This is a genomic window from Jeotgalibacillus sp. R-1-5s-1 (assembly GCF_004405105.1).
Taxonomy (GTDB): Bacteria; Bacillota; Bacilli; order Bacillales; family Jeotgalibacillaceae; genus Jeotgalibacillus.
In genome coordinates this window covers 165,120-182,063 of sequence record NZ_SORW01000028.1, presented here as the reverse complement: position 1 = coordinate 182,063, position 16,944 = coordinate 165,120, and the positions used below count along the sequence as shown (strand labels likewise).

The window sequence follows — 16,944 nt, the reverse complement described above, 5'->3', positions numbered from 1 at the left end:
TGCCATCTTTAATTAGTTACGAAGCGGTCTGCCTTTTACGAGCATGTGCTGCATTCTCATTTGAGATTTCTGTTCCTGAATCAGGCTCAGGAAAGCTTCTCTCTCAAGGCGAAGCAGATATTCTTCATCAACTTCTGTACCAAACGGAACTTTTCCACCTGCAATCACATACGCAAGCTTTTTGGCGATTTTCAGATCATGCTCTGAGATAAAGCCTGACTGGTGCATCGACTGTGCCCCAAGCAATAATGTTGCGTAACCTGTTTCACCGACAACCGGTACTTTCTTTTTAACAGGAGCTGTATAGTGCTCCGCTAAATGAATGACCGCCTGCTTCGCGTCATAAATGAGATGATCTCCATTGACACTGATGCCGTCTGACGCTGTCAGGAAGTGATTGTCACGCGCTTCAGCAGCTGATGTTGACACCTTCGCCATCGCAATCGTTTCAAACACTTTGTTCGCGACTTTCTGAAGGTCGAAATCGACACCTTTTGGAAGTGAGTTGTAGTAATTCAGGTAAAGCTCTTTGTTTCCGCCGCCGCCAGGGATTAAGCCAACACCGACTTCAACAAGTCCCATATACGTTTCAGCTGATGCCTGAATGTGATCAGCCGGCAGACAAACCTCTGTTCCACCGCCGAGCGTCATTCCGAATGGTGCAGCCACAACCGGGAATGAGCTATACTTCAGCTTCATCATCGCTTCCTGGAAATGCTTCACGACCATATCGATTTCAAACACGTTATCATCCTGCGCTTCCATCAGGATCATCGCAAGGTTCGCACCAACACAGAAGTTCTTGCCCTGGTTCCCGATAACAAGACCTTTATAGTTTTTAGACACTTCCTCAACCGCGAAATTAATCATCTGGATAATGTCCATACCAATCGCATTATTCGGCGAGTGGAATTCAAGAAGCGCAACGCCATCTCCAAGATCAATCAGGCTTGCACCTGTGTTCTTTTTAATGACACCCTGCTTTTTCTTCAGCTGCTTCAGGTTGATCGCTTTTTCATTTCCAACGATCAAACGGTATTCACCGTTATAATAGAAGAAAAGATCTCCATTTTCTTCTTTGTAGAACGAGTCATGACCGTTTGCGATCATCTCTTCCACCCACGCAGGAACGTGTAAGCCTTCAGCCTTCATTCTTTCAACTGATTTTGCTACACCAATGGCATCCCACGTTTCAAAAGGACCCTTCTCCCAGCCAAAGCCCCATTTCATCGCCTGATCAATACCGGTAATATCGTCTGCAATCTCACCTGTCAGTTCAGCCGAGTACACAAGAACCGGTGCAAGAATTGACCATAACAGCTCAGATGCACGGTCTTTACCGTAAACAAGCGTCTTCAGCTTGCCGGCGAAGCCTTTCTCCTGCTTCGCCATCTCAACAGAGGCAGCCTTCAATTTTCCGCGTGCTTCATACTCCATTGATTCAGGATTCAGCTGCAGGATTTCCTTGCCTTCCTTCTTAAAGAATCCCTGACCTGACTTACTTCCAAGCCAGCCATTGTCACGCATCTGAAGCATAAAGTCCGGAACTTCAAACACTTCTTTTTCCTGACCGTCCACTTTGTCATAGACGTTTTTCGCTACGTGAATGAATGTATCAAGTCCTACTACATCCAGCGTACGGAATGTCGCACTCTTCGGACGCCCGATCAGCGGTCCAGTTACGGAGTCAACCTCCCCAACACTGTATCCGCCTTTCAGCATCTCTTTTACCGTGACGAGCAGACCGTATGTACCGATGCGATTGGCAATAAAGTTCGGCGTATCCTTCGCAAATACGACTCCTTTACCCAGAACATCCTCACCGAATACCTTCATAAACTGAACGACTTCCGGGTCCGTATCCGCTGTAGGAATGACTTCCAGCAGCTTCAGATAACGTGGCGGGTTAAAAAAGTGAGTTCCAAGGAAGTTCCTTCTGAAATTCTTCGAACGTCCCTCAGTCATCGCCTCAATGGAGATCCCTGACGTATTCGAGCTGACAATGCTGTCCTGCTTTCGGTACTGCTCCACTTTCTCAAACACTTTCTTTTTCACATCAAGGTTTTCAACAACCACTTCAATAATCCAGTCCACTTCACCAAGCTGCTCAAGATGATCCTCAAGGTTACCAGCCTGAATCAGTGCTGCATTTGACTTCGTCGCAAGCGGCGCAGGTTTTTGTTTAAATAATTTTTTAATGGCTCCTTCACTGAAGCGGTTGCGCACTGCGCGATCCTCAAGTGTAAGTCCCTTTGCTTTTTCCTCATCTGTTAATTCATTCGGAACGATGTCTAGCAGCATCGCTGGAATACCGATATTAGCTAAATGTGCTGCAATGCCTGATCCCATGACGCCTGATCCGATAACGGCAGCTTTTTGAATACGTCTGCTCAACTGAATATCCCCCTTATTGTGCATTTCCGTTAATTGAATGAATCATCATTCATTTTTTGGATAAAAAAATATAAGAAAATTCTTTACAATTTCATTTTAATGGATGGCACACTATTAATCAACCATTAAAAAAGCGCTTTCATTATTTTATGTAAAAAAATGAGTGGTGTGACTGTGATTTATTGATTTGAGAGTATTTATTAAAAACCGTACCGGGGGATTCCTCCGCTTTCCTTTGTCTAGCTCCGTCGGGCAGCGACTAGCAAACTTCCCGTCCCCTCGTCCGATAAGTCAACATCGGTTCACTTCGTTCACCGTGTTTCCTTTATCTCCGTCGAGGCCGGTCCAGTTTGTACGTCCCTAAACGCCCGTCTCCGCTTTTCCAAGGCCGCGCGGTGAGCCAACTTACGCTTCGCGCTGCGTTGTCTCACCTGTCGCTCCTCTGCCGCAGGAGTCTGCGGAATCCCCCGGTACTTTTGTTGTTTTTAATGAAGTGGAATTTAATTTGAAAACGTCACACCCACATATAACAGATGGCAATATAAAAATCTTTAATAACTCACTTAAAAATCTGCAAAAGCAAATGAGAGATAAAAATTCCAGCTATATTTCCTTCATCAAAAAAGGGCCGTAATCCCCCGGAGACTCCTGTGGCGGAAAGGGACAGGTGAAACTATTGTGCGAAGCACAAGGGGTTCACCGCCCGGCCACGGAAAGCGTAGGGGGAATACGGCCCGGTTATGTTTATTTACTAATAATCCCTTTAGCAACAAATGCCACGTTGGCTGGGCGTTCTGCCAGGCGGCGCATGAAGTAGCCGTACCAGTCTGTCCCGAATGGCATGTATACGCGCATTTTGTAGCCTTTTTTATGAAGCTTGCGCTGAAGTTCTTCGCGGATGCCGAAAAGCATCTGGAATTCGAATTGATCAGCTGGAATGTTGTGCTCTTCGACTAGCTTGATTGTATAGTCAATAATTGCATCGTCGTGCGTAGCAACGGCTGTGTAGTTGCCGTTTAGCAGATGCATTTTGATAATTTTGCGAAAGTTTTCATCGACCTGGCTTTTATCTGTGTAGGCGACTTCAGGTGATTCTTTGTAAGCGCCTTTTACGAGTCTCAGGTTTGGTGAAAATTCATTCAGGGCGACCATGTCTTCTTCTGTACGGTACAGGTATGCCTGAATCACGGTGCCGATGTTGTCGTATTCAGATTTGAGCTGTTTGAAAATATTGAGTGTCTTGCCGCATCTTTCGTAGTCTTCCATATCAATGGTGACAAATACGTTATGTTGAACCGCAGCATCAAGGATTCTGCGCATGTTTTCAAGTGCAATCTCTTCTGAAAGGTCAAGGCCCATTGATGTCAGCTTGAGTGACAGCTGTGAATCAAGGTTGTGTTCACCGATTGCATGTACGGCTTTCACACACTGATCCGTCATCTCTGCTGCTTCCTGTTCGTTATCTATAAATTCACCAAGATAATCAAGCGTGACGCAAAGCCCTTCTTCATTGAGTTTTTTAATGGCTTCTACCGCCTGTTCAACGGTTTCACCTGCTACAAAGCGTGCTGCACCGAAACGCAGTCCGTACTGCTTTGCCGCCTTGGTCATCGGCTTATTTTTAGATAAGAACAAAAAGAAATCACGCATCACTCGTTCCATGATGTCAAACCCCCTGAATCAAATATTTCCTGCAAGCGCTCTCTATTTTTTGAAAATAGGAAATCGTTACATGAATCAGTCTAATTCTATCATTAATCCTTTTATTTGAATACAAAGATAGGTGCATAAAACCTGAATTATTTGGACAAATTAAGTCCGATTTTAAAGGAGGGATATGAGATGAATCAACAATCACTTTCTACGAAGGATGTCCTCTATTTGAAAGACGTTCTTGAATGGAACATGCTTGCAGCGAAAAAAGCTCATTATGCTGCGGCACAGTGCACGAATCCCCAGTTAAAGGCACAGCTTGAAACATGCTGCAACATGCACAGAAATCATTACGAGAAGACGACAGCTTTTCTGGCAGGTCAATCACAGCAGACACAGCCGGGACAAATCCAGTAAGGAGGAATCAGCATGCAGGAAATTCAGACAAATGCCGTCATGACAGATCGTGACTGGGCAACGGATATTCTTATTCTCGAAAAACATCTGGCAGTCAGCTACAGTGTAGCCGCCAATGAAGCAAGTAATCAGCCGCTGTTTCAATTTATCCAGTCTATTACAGAGGAAACGGCAAGACAGCAGCACACTCTTTATTCTTTCATGCAGCAGCAGAACTGGTACAAACCTGAGCAGGAAACACCGAACAAAATCCAGACCGCTGCCCAGCAGGCAAGAACTGACCAGAGCCAGCTGCCGTTGAGTTAAGCAGATTAGAAATTCATCCTTAAATGTGTGTGATTTTCTTTCAATTGTCGCGATTCAATGTTTCGCGCGGATCGTCCTTGCTTAATATCGTTAGCTACTACGCGGCATTTTGTTATTATTTGAAATATGCGGATTATAAACAATAGGGTTGGGGGACATCCGTAGACTCCTATGGCGGAAAGGGACAGGTGAAACCATTGTGCGAAGCACAAGGGGTTCACCGCCCGGCCATGGAAAGCGGAGGATGTCCCCCAGCCCGGTTTTCTTATGTATCCTTCTTCTCTTCTCTCAGCACTTTATTTTTCCGCTGAATATCAGCCACAATTTTTTTCATGTCGTCTTTCCCTTCCGGATAAACAGCGTTCCAATGCTTCGCTAAGGCTGGCATGGATTTGGCGATATGGTTATAGAGAATATAAAGTTTGATTTCTTCGATAGATTCTTCAGAAGTATCTCCGGTCAGTAGTTCTGCGTATTTTTCTACCATTGCATCTATTTTTTCGTTTATCATGACAGACTTCCTCCTTTAAAAAGATAAAAACCGCCAAATAGACGGTTTCCTCATTTTTTCTTAATCAGTGTTTATCTATACAGTAGCTGACTCTCGAAATGATCGAATCTGGTCAGTTTACTGGGCCACTGCCGGATTAGCGGGTTGCTGAACGATGCAGCGTCCTCTTCCGTGCGGGATGCACAACGGTGTACCGAACAGCGGATCCGTTGTGACCTGGCAGTTCATTTCGAATACGTGGCGCACCATTTCACAGCTGATGACCTCTTCCGGTTTCCCCTGCTTGTAAACGGTACGGTCTTTTACGGCAATCAGGTTGTGAGCATAGCGGCAGGCAAGGTTTAAATCATGAAGGACCATGACGATTGTCCGGTTTTCGCGCTCATTTAATTCGAACAGCAGATCGAGAATTTCGATTTGGTGCGTCATATCGAGATAGGTTGTCGGCTCGTCCAGCAGGATGATGTCGGTATCCTGCGCCAGTGTCATCGCAATCCAGGCACGCTGACGCTGTCCTCCGGAAAGTTCGTCCACAAAGCGGTCCTGAAGCTCAAGCATCCCGGTTGATGCCAGTGCATTTTGAACAGCTTCTTCATCTTTTGCGGACCATTGCTGAAGGAATCCCTGATAAGGGTAGCGCCCCTGCTTAACGAGTTGAAGTACCGTAAGTCCTTCAGGTGCAACAGGTGACTGTGGCAGGATCGCCATTTCCTGTGCAACCTTACGTGAGGAGTAGCGGTTAATTTCTTTTCCGTTTAACAGGACATCTCCGTCATGCGGCTTTAACAGGCGGGCCATGGAACGCAGCAGGGTTGATTTACCGCAGCCGTTACCTCCGATTAAAACAGAAATTTCGCCTTTTGGTATTGTTAAATCCAGTTCTTCTATAATAATGGAATCTCCGTATCCAAGTGTAAGTGACTGAGTTTTAAGCATGAGCTCTTGTCTCCTTTAGTTTCCTTCGCAATCGTCGCAGTCGTACAATTAATCTGTTAATAAGTCTAGCTGAGAATGACTCTCAAGTCAATGATTCTGAGAATCATTATCAGTTTTTTCACACATTAATCACTTTCTTTTGCGTTTTAGGATTAAACCTTTTATGATTTCACTATGGAGGGATGTATCATGCAAGGAATTAAAAATACTGAACAATTTAAAGAGGCAATTAATAGTGGAGAGCCGGTTATTGTGAAGTTTACAGCTGATTGGTGTCCGGACTGCCGCAGAATGGACATGTTCATTGATGACATAATGGATGAATATAACGGCTATAAATGGTTCAATCTGAATCGTGATGAGCTGCCGGAAATCGCAGATGAACAGGAAGTCATGGGCATTCCAAGTCTTCTTATTTTCCAAAACGGCGAAAAGAAAGCGCACCTGCATTCTGCCAATGCCAAATCACCTGAACAGGTAACAGAGTTTTTAGAGGCCCAAAAATAAAAGTTAAACGGAGGGTCAGCGATGTCAATCAGGACGATTCAGATTGGGGATCAACCCATTTCAGCATCCGTCATTGCTTTTGACAAAGACGGTACGTTATTCCAGGCTGAGCCTTTCTGGATTGCGTTAAATAAAGAAAGAAAAAAACGTTTTATTTCGATTGCCGGTCTTCACAACGGTGATTTGTGGGACCGTATGATGGGTGTTGACAGTGAAGGCGTTGATCACAGTGGACTTCTTGCGATTGCGGGCGAAGAAGAAGAAAAAATCGCAATTGCCGCACTCATTTACCAGCAGACAAAAAAGCCCTGGGTTGAATCGCTGGCTTTATCTGAAAAGCTTCTTGAAGAAAGCAACCGCTCCCTTAATATAAAGGACGCATTTATTCCGACACAGGGAGCTAAGGAGCTTTTATACTCTTTAAAAGAAGCAGGATATGTCGTAGGTATTGTGACGTCTGATCAGCACGATCGGACAGTTGAATGCCTGAAGCTGTTGGATTTCCATAACAAAGCGGATTTTATTGTAACCCCTGCTTCTGTCGCACATGGAAAACCCGCCCCTGATATGCTTGATAAGGTGTTGCGTAATTTTACAGTTCCCGCTCACGAGGTACTGGTTGTTGGCGACAGTATTGTGGATTTGATGATGTCAAAAGCGGCGGGCTGCAAAAGTGTCCTCGTCAATGAGAAACCTGAGATGCTGCAGCAGCTTACACCATTGGCAGATTACGCCATCGAAGGCTTAGACGGTATGAAGGTTATATGGGAAAAAAGAGTTTATTAAACCGAACCACAGTTGATTCAACTGTGGTTTTTTGTGTGGTCAGATTTCAGAAAAAATGTGTTCTTTTTTGAAACAGGAATGCATCCATTACCAGTGGGTCATCATGATTACAGAAAGGTTTTCTAAATCAAATGTTTAATCGCACTAATTCCCCTGAAATAACCAGTTTCTTAGACTTTCTATGTGAAAACACACCCCGGCACCTTCTTTCTTGACACATCTGTCGGTAATGTGAAAAAGTAAGGTTATTCTACTACTACAAAGAGAAAGCAGGAGGTGCACACATGTTTGAGTGGGTGCTGAAAAGATCAAAGATTTTTATGATCTTATTTATTTTATTTGTCATTGTTGGGGTGCTGACTTTTCTTCAGCTTCCACAGCGTGAAATTCCGGAAACGCAAATTAACATTGCGACGGTTTCAACCGTTTATCCCGGAGCGACACCTGAAACTGTTGAACAAAATGTAACCAATCCGATCGAACGGAATATTGAGGGGATTGACGGTGTTGAGGAATTCTCTTCCTCTTCTGCTGCAGGCTTTTCTCAAATTATTGTGACGATCGCAGAAGGAGCAGATAAACAGGAAACACTGTCCTCCATTCGTCAGGAAGTATCTGACGCATCAGCCGCTTTTCCTGAAGAAGTGCTCGAAACAACTGTCAGTGAGGCCGCTGCCAATTTCCCAGTAGCCTCTTACATGATCACAGCGGAAAACCGCACAAGCTTCGATGGTCTTTCCACGATTATGGATACGTGGGATGAAGAAGTTTCAGCGATCCCTGGTGTCTCCAGCACGACTGTAAAAGGTGTTCAGGAAGACGAAATCATCATTTCGCTCGATTCTGACAGTCTTGGCGAAAATGGCCTTGCATTTCCACAGGTAATGACAGCCATTAACGAAGAGTTTAACCCTGTTCCACTAGGAAAACAGGAAAGTGATGGCACGATTTATCAGCTATCTATTGAATCTTATCAGGCAGTCGAAGAAATTGAACAGGTAGTCATCGGACAAAATCCACAGGGTGAAGCGGTACAGCTCTCAGATGTGGGTGCTGTTGAAGTTCAACCGAAGAAAACAGAGGATTTAATTACAATTGAAGATCGTCCTGCTGTTTCATTTACCGTATTTTTAGATGAAGGACAGGATATTCCGTCAGTCAATGAGGCAGTAGAAGAAAAAATAGCAGAGCTTGAAGAAACGCTGCCTGAAGACTTAACACTGGAGCCTTATTATTCTCAGGCTGACCTTGTTAATACGATTTTCGACGGATTATTCCTGTCGCTGGCGATTGCTGTAATTGCGGTTATCGTGACGAGTTCACTCGGTCTGACTGCAGGCGGTGCGATTGTTGTAGCTGTAGCCGTACCTGTATCCGTTTTAATGGGGATCATTCCGCTCCCTTCAGCAGGCGTTGACTTGAACCAGATTTCTGTCATCGGGGTCATTATTGCCCTCGGTATCCTGGTCGATGACTCAATCGTGGTGAACGATAACATCCAGCGTCGTTTCAAGCTTGGTGATAAAGCACTGCCAGGCGTTGTTACAGGCGTAAAAGAAGTGTGGGTGTCTATCGTGACCTCATCTCTCGCCATTGTCTTTACCTTCCTCCCTCTTGTGTTTTTATCAGGAGGAAACGGTGCCTTTATCCGTGCGTTGCCAACCGTTCTGATTACAACGATTCTGGCATCAACGATTGTAGCGCTCGTTCTTGTACCAATGATGCGTTACAGCTTCTATAAAACAACAAAGAAAAAAGTATCTGATTCTCCGGGGCTTTTAGGTAAACCGCTGAACTGGATTGCAGATGTTTATGCAGATAAGATCCTGAAGAAAACAATCAAAAAACCGTTTTTAACGTCTATCATCGGCCTCGTGCTGACCACATTATTATTTGGTTTAGTCGTATTAACACCATTTGAATTCTTTCCGGCTGCCGATCGTGAAGAGGTAACGGTGGACGTGACGCTTCCGATTGGAACGCCGCTTGAGGAGACGCTTGCTACCCTTCAGGAAATAGAGCAGACACTCCAGCAGGATGAAGGCGTTTATGAAACGTCCATTTTCGCCGGAACCGGACTGCCTAACCTGTTTAACAGCTCGCTTGATACAACCGGTGATTATACGGGACAAATTGTCGCGCGTGTAGACCGCGAAAATCAGACTTCGCAGGGACTGATTGATGACTGGCAGGATGAACTTCGAAGCCAGTACCCTGATGCAACGATCTTTATGGAAACGATTCAGCAGGGACCACCAGCTGGTGCGCCAGTAACTGTTACGGTCGCTGGTCCTGAGCTTGATCAGCTGATCAGTCTTCGTGATGAAGTGATGTCAGAAATTGATGCACTGGGTGTTGATCTTGTTCTGGATAACATTGGTGCAGAGGAACCTTCGATCGCCTACACACCAAATCGTGAAGCGCTCGAGGAAAATGGTATTTCTGTTCAACAAATCAGCCAGCAGATCCGCCTCGTGACAGAAGGGGTGCCAATGGCTGCGTTTGATGATGGGGTGACCCAGCGTGATCTAAAGATTCTTGTAGATCCTGTTCCACAGGGAGAGGACATTCCTTTAGAAGAGATTGAGATTCCTGCAGGCACTTCCACTCAGGGACCACCAACTCTGGTTCCTTTAAGTGACCTGGTGACTGCTGAGGAAACGTCACAGCTTCAAAGAATTCCACACGAAAATGGAGAACGCGCGATTACGATTCGCGCATTCCCTGGAGAAGTGGAAGACCTTGAAGCAAAAGTAACAGAGATTGTGGATAATGTCCGAGCAGACCTGGATGCCGATTATACATTGACACTTGGCGGGGAAAATGAAGCTCAGGATGACTTCTTCTCAGAGATCATCTTACTGTTTATTATTGTTATCTTCCTTGTCTATCTGTTAATTGCGTTCCAGTTTAACTCGTTATCTCTTCCATTCCTTGTTCTGGTAGCCGTTTATCTCGCTATTGCCGGAGCGATTCTCGGACTGTTTGTGACTCAAACACCAATCAGCTTCCTGGCTGTCATGGGTATGGTATCACTGACAGGTATCGTCGTACGAAACTCTGTTGTGCTGATTGACTTTATTGAACAGGGAATCAAAGGTGGTATGAGCGTAAAAGAAGCCGTTATCGAATCAGGACGTGTCAGAATCCGTCCAATTGTGCTGACAGCTGTAACATCCATTGTCGCACTGATCCCGGTTGCCGTAAGTGGTGACGCACTGTTCACCCCGCTTGCGATTACGATCATTGCCGGTATTTCATTCTCTACTTTGTTAACACTGATTATCGTGCCGATGCTGTATCTTGTGTTCCTTCGTTTCAGACGTAAAGGAAAAGAACTTAAGGCAAGTGGACAATATTGATTATAAAAAGGGATGAAGCTATGTGCTTCATCCCTTTTTGGTTGTTAAATATCCAAATCGACTCCCTTAACAAAAAAGCCTGCAGCACCCGATTAGGAAACCGGATGTTGCAGGCTTTATCTTATTGCGGTGGCAGGATCGCTTTTGCTGATTCTTTGCCATCAATAGCAACGGATGATACGGCATAGACACCTTGTTCATCTTCGATCACAAGACTCTTACGTTCAAAATAAGAAACGCTGTCAATGTAATCAAATGTACCGTCTTCCTGCTTTTGATAAATGCGGTAGCCGACTACTTCCTTATCGCGCACGGCATACCATTTCAGCAGATTACCAGTCAGTTCAACATTTTCAGGGACAGATGGTTCGTAGTCGATCTCAACAGGCTCTTCTTCCACGAGTTGAGTATAGACTACAAGACGGTCCGGATATTGACCGGAGTCTCTGTTAAAGGGACCGGTACACGTAATCAGATTGAGATTCCGCTCGCCTGATGGTCCGAAAATACGTTCAATTGGTGCACCATCAGATGGATATGTCTGAATATCCGTTACAGCGAAAGTCAGCGTTTCTCCATTTTCACCGGTTACGATAATTTCGTCACCCTGTTTTAAATCCTTCAGTTTGAAAAATACCGCAGGTCCGCGATAGCTGTCTACGTGACCGGCAAGAACTGAATTCCCTCTTGCACCCGGCATCACGCCCGGTTCAAACCAGCCGACTTCATTGACATCCTCAGGCACTTCCATTTCACCATTTTCAAGCATTCCCACTTGAATAACCGGCGCTTCAATCTCCAGTGATGGGATGGTTAAGCTGACAGGGGTTAAAGGCGTCACTTCCGGCTCCCTTGCTGCCATTAACTCTTCATATTTTTCCAGATCCCGCTCCAGGATCGGAAATTCCTCTTCTTCTCCATCAGCTACGGCTTCATCGAGTGATCCAAGCGTTTCATCACTTTCCTGGGCTGAAGCCGTTTCCTGCTGCTCCTGCGGTTCATTTTTCTCACTGGCAAGCAATACACCATAACCAACGAGAAACAGCGCCGCCGCACTCATAACAGATAACATGATTTTTCTAACCACAGCACGTCACTTCCTTTTAAAGGTCGATTCATAAAAAGATAACGGTTTATTTCTTTAAATGGATCATTTTTAAAACAAATAAAAAATTTTTTCTAGAAAGACAATTGTCCTTTCCAGATAGATTTTATTTCGATTATCTAATGGAAATGATTTTGTTACTGTAACGCTTCCATTTGCTAAAGGAAAGGGATTTTTCTGAATATTAACTGGAAATTGATATGCACGTTTTTGCATACCGTTTTCTATTTTAAGGAAAAATCAATTACATGAACCTTTATAAATCAACATTCTTTCCTACGATCTCCTATTTACAAGCGATGAATATTCATGTACATTATACAACATTCAGACAATTCAATCAGATGAGGTGGAGAACATGCAAGGAATTATTGATGGTTTAAACAATTTTTTATGGACGTACATCCTGATTGCCGGGTTACTCGGTGCCGGTTTGTACTTCACAATTGCAACACGCTTTGTCCAGTTCCGTTACTTAAAAGAAATGGTACGGGTACTCGGTGACAAATCAGTTGTGGTAGATGGAATGAAAAGCATCAGCTCTTTTAAATCGTTTTCTATTGGTGCCGCTACGCGTATCGGTACAGGAAATCTTGCAGGGGTCGCAGTCGCGATCGTCATTGGTGGACCGGGTGCTGTCTTCTGGATGTGGATCGTGGCACTTCTCGGAGGTGCGACGAGCTTCATCGAGAGTACATTGGCGCAAGTATACAAAGTACGTGACGGTAAAGCTTACCGCGGCGGACCTGCCTACTATATTGAAAGAGGATTGAATAAACGCTGGTTAGGCATCATTTTTGCCGTACTCATTGCCATCACGTTTGGATTGATTTTCAACTCAGTTCAAAGTAATACAATTTCACTCGCATTTGAAAGTGCATTCGGTATTGACCGTCTGGTTGTAGGTGGTATTGTAACTGTTCTTACAGGTATCATCATTTTCGGTGGTGTTCACCGTATTGCGAACTTCTCAAGTATCATTGTACCAATTATGGCCGTGCTTTATATTGGCATTGCATTGATTGTTGTTGTGATGAACTTCTCTCAGATTCCTGCTGTATTTGCAACGATTGTCAGCAGCGCGTTCGGATTTGAACAGGCGCTTGGAGGCGGTATTGGTGCAGCGATCATGCAGGGTGTAAGACGTGGACTATTCTCGAACGAAGCCGGTATGGGTAGTGCGCCAAATGCTGCAGCTACTGCAAACGTAAGCCACCCGGCAAAGCAGGGCTTTATCCAGACGCTTGGTGTTTACGTAGATACACTTCTTGTGTGTTCTGCAACAGCGTTCATTATCCTTGTCAACACAGATTACCAGTCAACAGGACTTGAAGGAATCGAACTTCTTCAAAGCTCACTGAGTGCACAGGTTGGTGACTGGGCAGGTATCTTTATTGCTGCAGCGATCTTCATGTTCGCATTCAGCTCCATTATCGGAAGCTACTACTACGGTGAAACAAACATTGAATTTATCAAAAAGAGCAAAACAGCGCTTAACATCTATCGCGTTCTGACAATGGGACTTGTCATGTTCGGTTCATACGCAAGCCTTGGACTCGTGTGGAGCATGGCTGACGTATTCATGGCCCTGATGACGATCATCAACATTATCGGTATCGTGCTCTTAAGCGGTATTGCGATCAAGGTGCTTAAAGACTACGAGCAGCAGCGCAGCCAGGGACTTGATCCAACCTTCAAACCGACAGCACTCGGTATTAAAAATACAGACTGCTGGGATGAAATCCGCTACGAAGCGAAGAAGGATGCATCTTAATAGCGTTTTAGCTTAAAAGCCGTGCCTCGTGCACGGCTTTTTTTGTGTTGTGGGGTTGTTGGGTTGCTTGCGGCGGCGATTTGACCACTCTTCGGGGTTATTTGACCAAACTTTTGGATAATTGAACAACTTTTTGAGGTTATTTGACAACTCTTTTCTGTTATTTGACCACTCTCCGGGTTTATTTAACCACTCTTAAAAATTTCACCCACACAAAAAAACGGACAAACCTGAAAAACTCAGGTTTGTCCGGTTCATCTATTAAATATCACATGAATCATCTGCGCATGCATTTCCCTGTCCGCCTACATTGACAAGCGGAGACTTATTCGTCTCATCCCACACCTGCTTTAATGCACCGGCAAACACTTCATCCGGCTGTGCACCTGAAATCGCATATTTTGATTCAAGTACAAAAAACGGAACACCCGTCACACCAATCTGAGACGCCGTCTGGATATCCGCATTGACAGCATCAGCATAACGGTCACTCTCAAGCACCGACTTCACCTCATCACGATCAAGCCCGGCTTCAGCAGCAATCGCAAGCAACTCCTCATGCTCTCCAAGATGCTTTCCTTCTATAAAGTAAGCCTTCAACAGCAGCTCAGTCAGCTCCTTATCCTTCCCCTTTTCCATCGCAAAGTGGGAAATACGGTGAGCGTCCATCGTATTCGTACGCTTCATTTTGCTGAAGTCATAATCAAGACCGACTTCCTTCGCCTGCTGCACAACCCCTTCAGTCATCTGAACCGCCTGCTCATAAGACATACCGTACTTCTTAGCAAGCGTCGTATACATATCCTCAGACGCATTCAACGGCGCATTCGGATCCAGCTGAAAACTGCGGTAAACTACCTCCACCTGGTCACGATGCTCAAACGACTCAAGCGCCTTCTCAAGCTTCCTCTTCCCTATATAACAAAACGGACATACATAATCAGACCAAACCTCAATCTTCATCAACAACCTGCCTCCTTCAAAAATACCTGATGCTATTATCATATCCTCTTTTCGTGAGGGAATCGAAAAATCTGCCTGAGGAGTGGCAGATTTGCAGGGGCGAAAAACGGAAGGCGGCCGTGCACTTGGACACTTTCATCTCGAGTTCGGACACTTTTTGGCTCAACCTTGTCACTTTCGCCCCTAGCTCGGACACTTTCAAGAACAATCCGGCGAACGCCGGAGCACTTGATGAACTTGAGCAAATAGATTTTTAACCAAAGGGCCAGATTCCCCCGAAGACTCCTACGGCAGAGAAGCGACAGGTGAGACAGCGTAGTGCGTAGCACTAGCTGGCTCACCGCGCGGCCGTGGAAAGCGAAGGGGGAATCTGGCCCGGCTTTTTTAGAAAAAGCTGCCTCCAAAGGAAGCAGCTCCAAAAACATTATTCAAACCAGTCTGTCACAGCACCCTTCGATGAAGAAGACACGGCATTCGCATACTTCGCAAGAATGCCTCGCGTATGCTTCGGCGCCGGCTTCACCCATGCCTTCGCACGTGCTTCAAACTCCTCATCCGAAAGATTCACGTTGATCTCCTGCGTTTCGCTGTCGATCGTGATGATATCACCTTCCTTAAGCAATCCGATCGGTCCGCCAACCGATGCTTCAGGTGCAATGTGCCCGATCACGAACCCGTGTGATCCGCCTGAGAAGCGGCCGTCTGTCATGAGCGCGACTTTTCCGTTCAGTCCACGGCCGACAATCATCGCTGTGATTGACAGCATTTCCGGCATTCCCGGTCCGCCTTTTGGACCAACGTGACGGATCACGACTACATCGCCTTCTTTGATCTGGTTGTTTTCAATCGCTTTTGCACAGTCATCCTCACTGTCAAAGACACGTGCCGGCCCTTCAAAGCGGCTGATTTTCTGTCCGGACATTTTGGCAACAGAGCCTTCCGGAGCAAGGTTTCCTTTTAACACGACAAGCGGGCCAGTTTTCTTAAGCGGGTTGTTGAACGGACGGATGACATCCTGTCCTTCTTTTAACGGCGCAGCTTCTGCCAGGTTTTCAGCAACAGTCTTGCCCGTTACGGTCATACAGTCCCCGTGAAGCAGCCCTTCCTCTAAAAGAACCTTCATCACAGCCGGCACGCCTCCAACCTCGTATAGATCCTGCATCACGTATTTACCGCTCGGCTTCAGGTCTGCAATGTGCGGTACGTTTTGGCGCACGCGCTCGAAATCATCCATTGTGAGATCGACTTCTGCAGAATGAGCCATCGCCAGTAAATGAAGAAACGCATTCGTTGAGCCGCCAAGTGCCATCACGACAGTAATCGCATTTTCAAACGCTTCTTTTGTCATGATATCGCGCGGATAAATGTCTTTTTCAAGAAGCTGTACAACAAGCTCACCAGCCTGCTCACATTCTTTTTCCTTATAGTTGTTAACTGCCGGTGTAGAAGAAGATCCAGGGATACTCATCCCTAACGCTTCAACCGCAGATGCCATGGTGTTGGCTGTATACATACCGCCACATGCGCCTGCACCCGGACAGGCATGACATTCCACCTTATAAAGTTGCTCGTCATCAATCAGACCTTCCTGATACTGTCCTACCGCTTCAAAAGAAGAAACGATGTCAATATCCTTCCCATCGAGCTTCCCTGGTGCGATCGTGCCGCCATACACATAAACGGATGGAATGTTCATGCGCGCAATGGCCATAACGCATGCAGGGGTTGTTTTATCACAGCCACCGATTGCCACGATGCCATCAAGACGTTCTGCACTTGTGACGGTTTCAATCGAATCCGCAATGACTTCACGGCTCGGCAGTGAGTAGAACATTCCTTCATGCCCCATCGCAATGCCATCAGATACTGTAATCGTGTTAAAGATCATTGGCGCACCGCCGCCTGATCTCGCTCCGGCTTTTGCCTGTGCTGCGAGCTTATCAATATGTACATTACACGGTGTGACTTCACTCCAAGTGCTGGCGATCCCGATCATCGGCTTCTTAAAATCCTCATCTTTAAATCCAACAGCACGAAGCATTGAACGGTTTGGTACACGATTCACTCCTTCACTGATCACCTTACTTCTGATACGTAAATCTTTTTTCGTTGAATCCATCGTCTTCATCCTCCCGCTGTATCTGTTAGTTTAATTGAAGCCCTGTCTCAGAGCTTTATATAAAGACCATCATACACAGCTATGTGAGGTATATCAACAAGTATTCTGAAT

General features: G+C 45.5%; 13 protein-coding genes. 6 read left to right on the top strand and 7 right to left on the bottom strand.

Annotation, left to right across the window (positions count from 1 at the left end):
- Positions 1–12: 12 nt before the first annotated feature.
- Both E2491_RS11990 and E2491_RS11985 read right to left on the bottom strand, forming a co-directional pair.
- Entirely contained in the window at positions 13–2,418 is a 2,406-nt protein-coding gene (locus E2491_RS11990; protein ID WP_134375883.1) for a 3-hydroxyacyl-CoA dehydrogenase/enoyl-CoA hydratase family protein, read from the bottom strand.
- Between the two features lie 720 nt (positions 2,419–3,138).
- The gene (locus E2491_RS11985; protein ID WP_134375882.1) at positions 3,139–4,056 is read right to left on the bottom strand and encodes a proline dehydrogenase family protein; all 918 of its coding nucleotides are present in this window, start codon (positions 4,054–4,056) and stop codon (positions 3,139–3,141) included.
- A 180-nt stretch (positions 4,057–4,236) separates the two neighbouring features.
- Between E2491_RS11985 and E2491_RS11980 the strand changes: the two genes are divergently transcribed.
- Both E2491_RS11980 and E2491_RS11975 read left to right on the top strand, forming a co-directional pair.
- Positions 4,237–4,464 (top strand): hypothetical protein, encoded by a 228-nt coding sequence (locus tag E2491_RS11980; protein WP_134375881.1) that lies wholly within the window; start codon positions 4,237–4,239, stop codon positions 4,462–4,464.
- Positions 4,465–4,476: 12 nt separating this feature from the next.
- Positions 4,477–4,770, top strand: coding sequence for a spore coat protein (locus tag E2491_RS11975; RefSeq protein WP_134375880.1), 294 nt, complete (start codon positions 4,477–4,479; stop codon positions 4,768–4,770).
- A 265-nt stretch (positions 4,771–5,035) separates the two neighbouring features.
- On the opposite strand, the gene E2491_RS11970 is transcribed toward E2491_RS11975, so the two are convergent.
- Both E2491_RS11970 and E2491_RS11965 read right to left on the bottom strand, forming a co-directional pair.
- A complete protein-coding gene (locus E2491_RS11970; protein ID WP_134375879.1) occupies positions 5,036–5,281 on the bottom strand; it encodes a DUF2573 family protein in 246 nt (81 codons plus the stop codon).
- Positions 5,282–5,398: 117 nt separating this feature from the next.
- A complete protein-coding gene (locus E2491_RS11965; RefSeq protein WP_134375878.1) occupies positions 5,399–6,217 on the bottom strand; it encodes an ABC transporter ATP-binding protein in 819 nt (272 codons plus the stop codon).
- Positions 6,218–6,406: 189 nt separating this feature from the next.
- Here E2491_RS11965 and E2491_RS11960 point away from each other — a divergent pair, with 189 nt between their 5' ends.
- From E2491_RS11960 to E2491_RS11950, 3 genes are all read left to right on the top strand, one after another.
- Positions 6,407–6,724 carry a thioredoxin family protein gene (locus E2491_RS11960; RefSeq protein WP_134375877.1) on the top strand — a complete coding sequence of 106 codons (318 nt, stop codon included), beginning with the start codon at positions 6,407–6,409 and terminating at the stop codon, positions 6,722–6,724.
- Between the two features lie 21 nt (positions 6,725–6,745).
- Entirely contained in the window at positions 6,746–7,510 is a 765-nt protein-coding gene (locus tag E2491_RS11955) for an HAD family hydrolase (RefSeq protein ID WP_134375876.1), read from the top strand.
- Positions 7,511–7,794: 284 nt separating this feature from the next.
- Positions 7,795–10,872, top strand: coding sequence for an efflux RND transporter permease subunit (locus tag E2491_RS11950; protein WP_134375875.1), 3,078 nt, complete (start codon positions 7,795–7,797; stop codon positions 10,870–10,872).
- 121 nt (positions 10,873–10,993) lie between these two features.
- On the opposite strand, the gene E2491_RS11945 is transcribed toward E2491_RS11950, so the two are convergent.
- Positions 10,994–11,959: a class F sortase gene (locus E2491_RS11945; RefSeq protein WP_134375874.1), complete on the bottom strand. Its 966-nt coding sequence runs from the start codon at positions 11,957–11,959 to the stop codon at positions 10,994–10,996.
- Between the two features lie 376 nt (positions 11,960–12,335).
- Between E2491_RS11945 and E2491_RS11940 the strand changes: the two genes are divergently transcribed.
- The gene (locus tag E2491_RS11940) at positions 12,336–13,751 is read left to right on the top strand and encodes an alanine/glycine:cation symporter family protein (protein WP_134375873.1); all 1,416 of its coding nucleotides are present in this window, start codon (positions 12,336–12,338) and stop codon (positions 13,749–13,751) included.
- 261 nt (positions 13,752–14,012) lie between these two features.
- On the opposite strand, the gene E2491_RS11935 is transcribed toward E2491_RS11940, so the two are convergent.
- Together E2491_RS11935 and ilvD are read right to left on the bottom strand one after the other, a co-directional pair.
- Positions 14,013–14,714 carry a DsbA family oxidoreductase gene (locus tag E2491_RS11935; protein WP_134375970.1) on the bottom strand — a complete coding sequence of 234 codons (702 nt, stop codon included), beginning with the start codon at positions 14,712–14,714 and terminating at the stop codon, positions 14,013–14,015.
- 424 nt (positions 14,715–15,138) lie between these two features.
- The gene (gene ilvD, locus E2491_RS11930) at positions 15,139–16,833 is read right to left on the bottom strand and encodes a dihydroxy-acid dehydratase (protein ID WP_134375872.1); all 1,695 of its coding nucleotides are present in this window, start codon (positions 16,831–16,833) and stop codon (positions 15,139–15,141) included.
- Between the last annotated feature and the right edge of the window lie 111 nt (positions 16,834–16,944).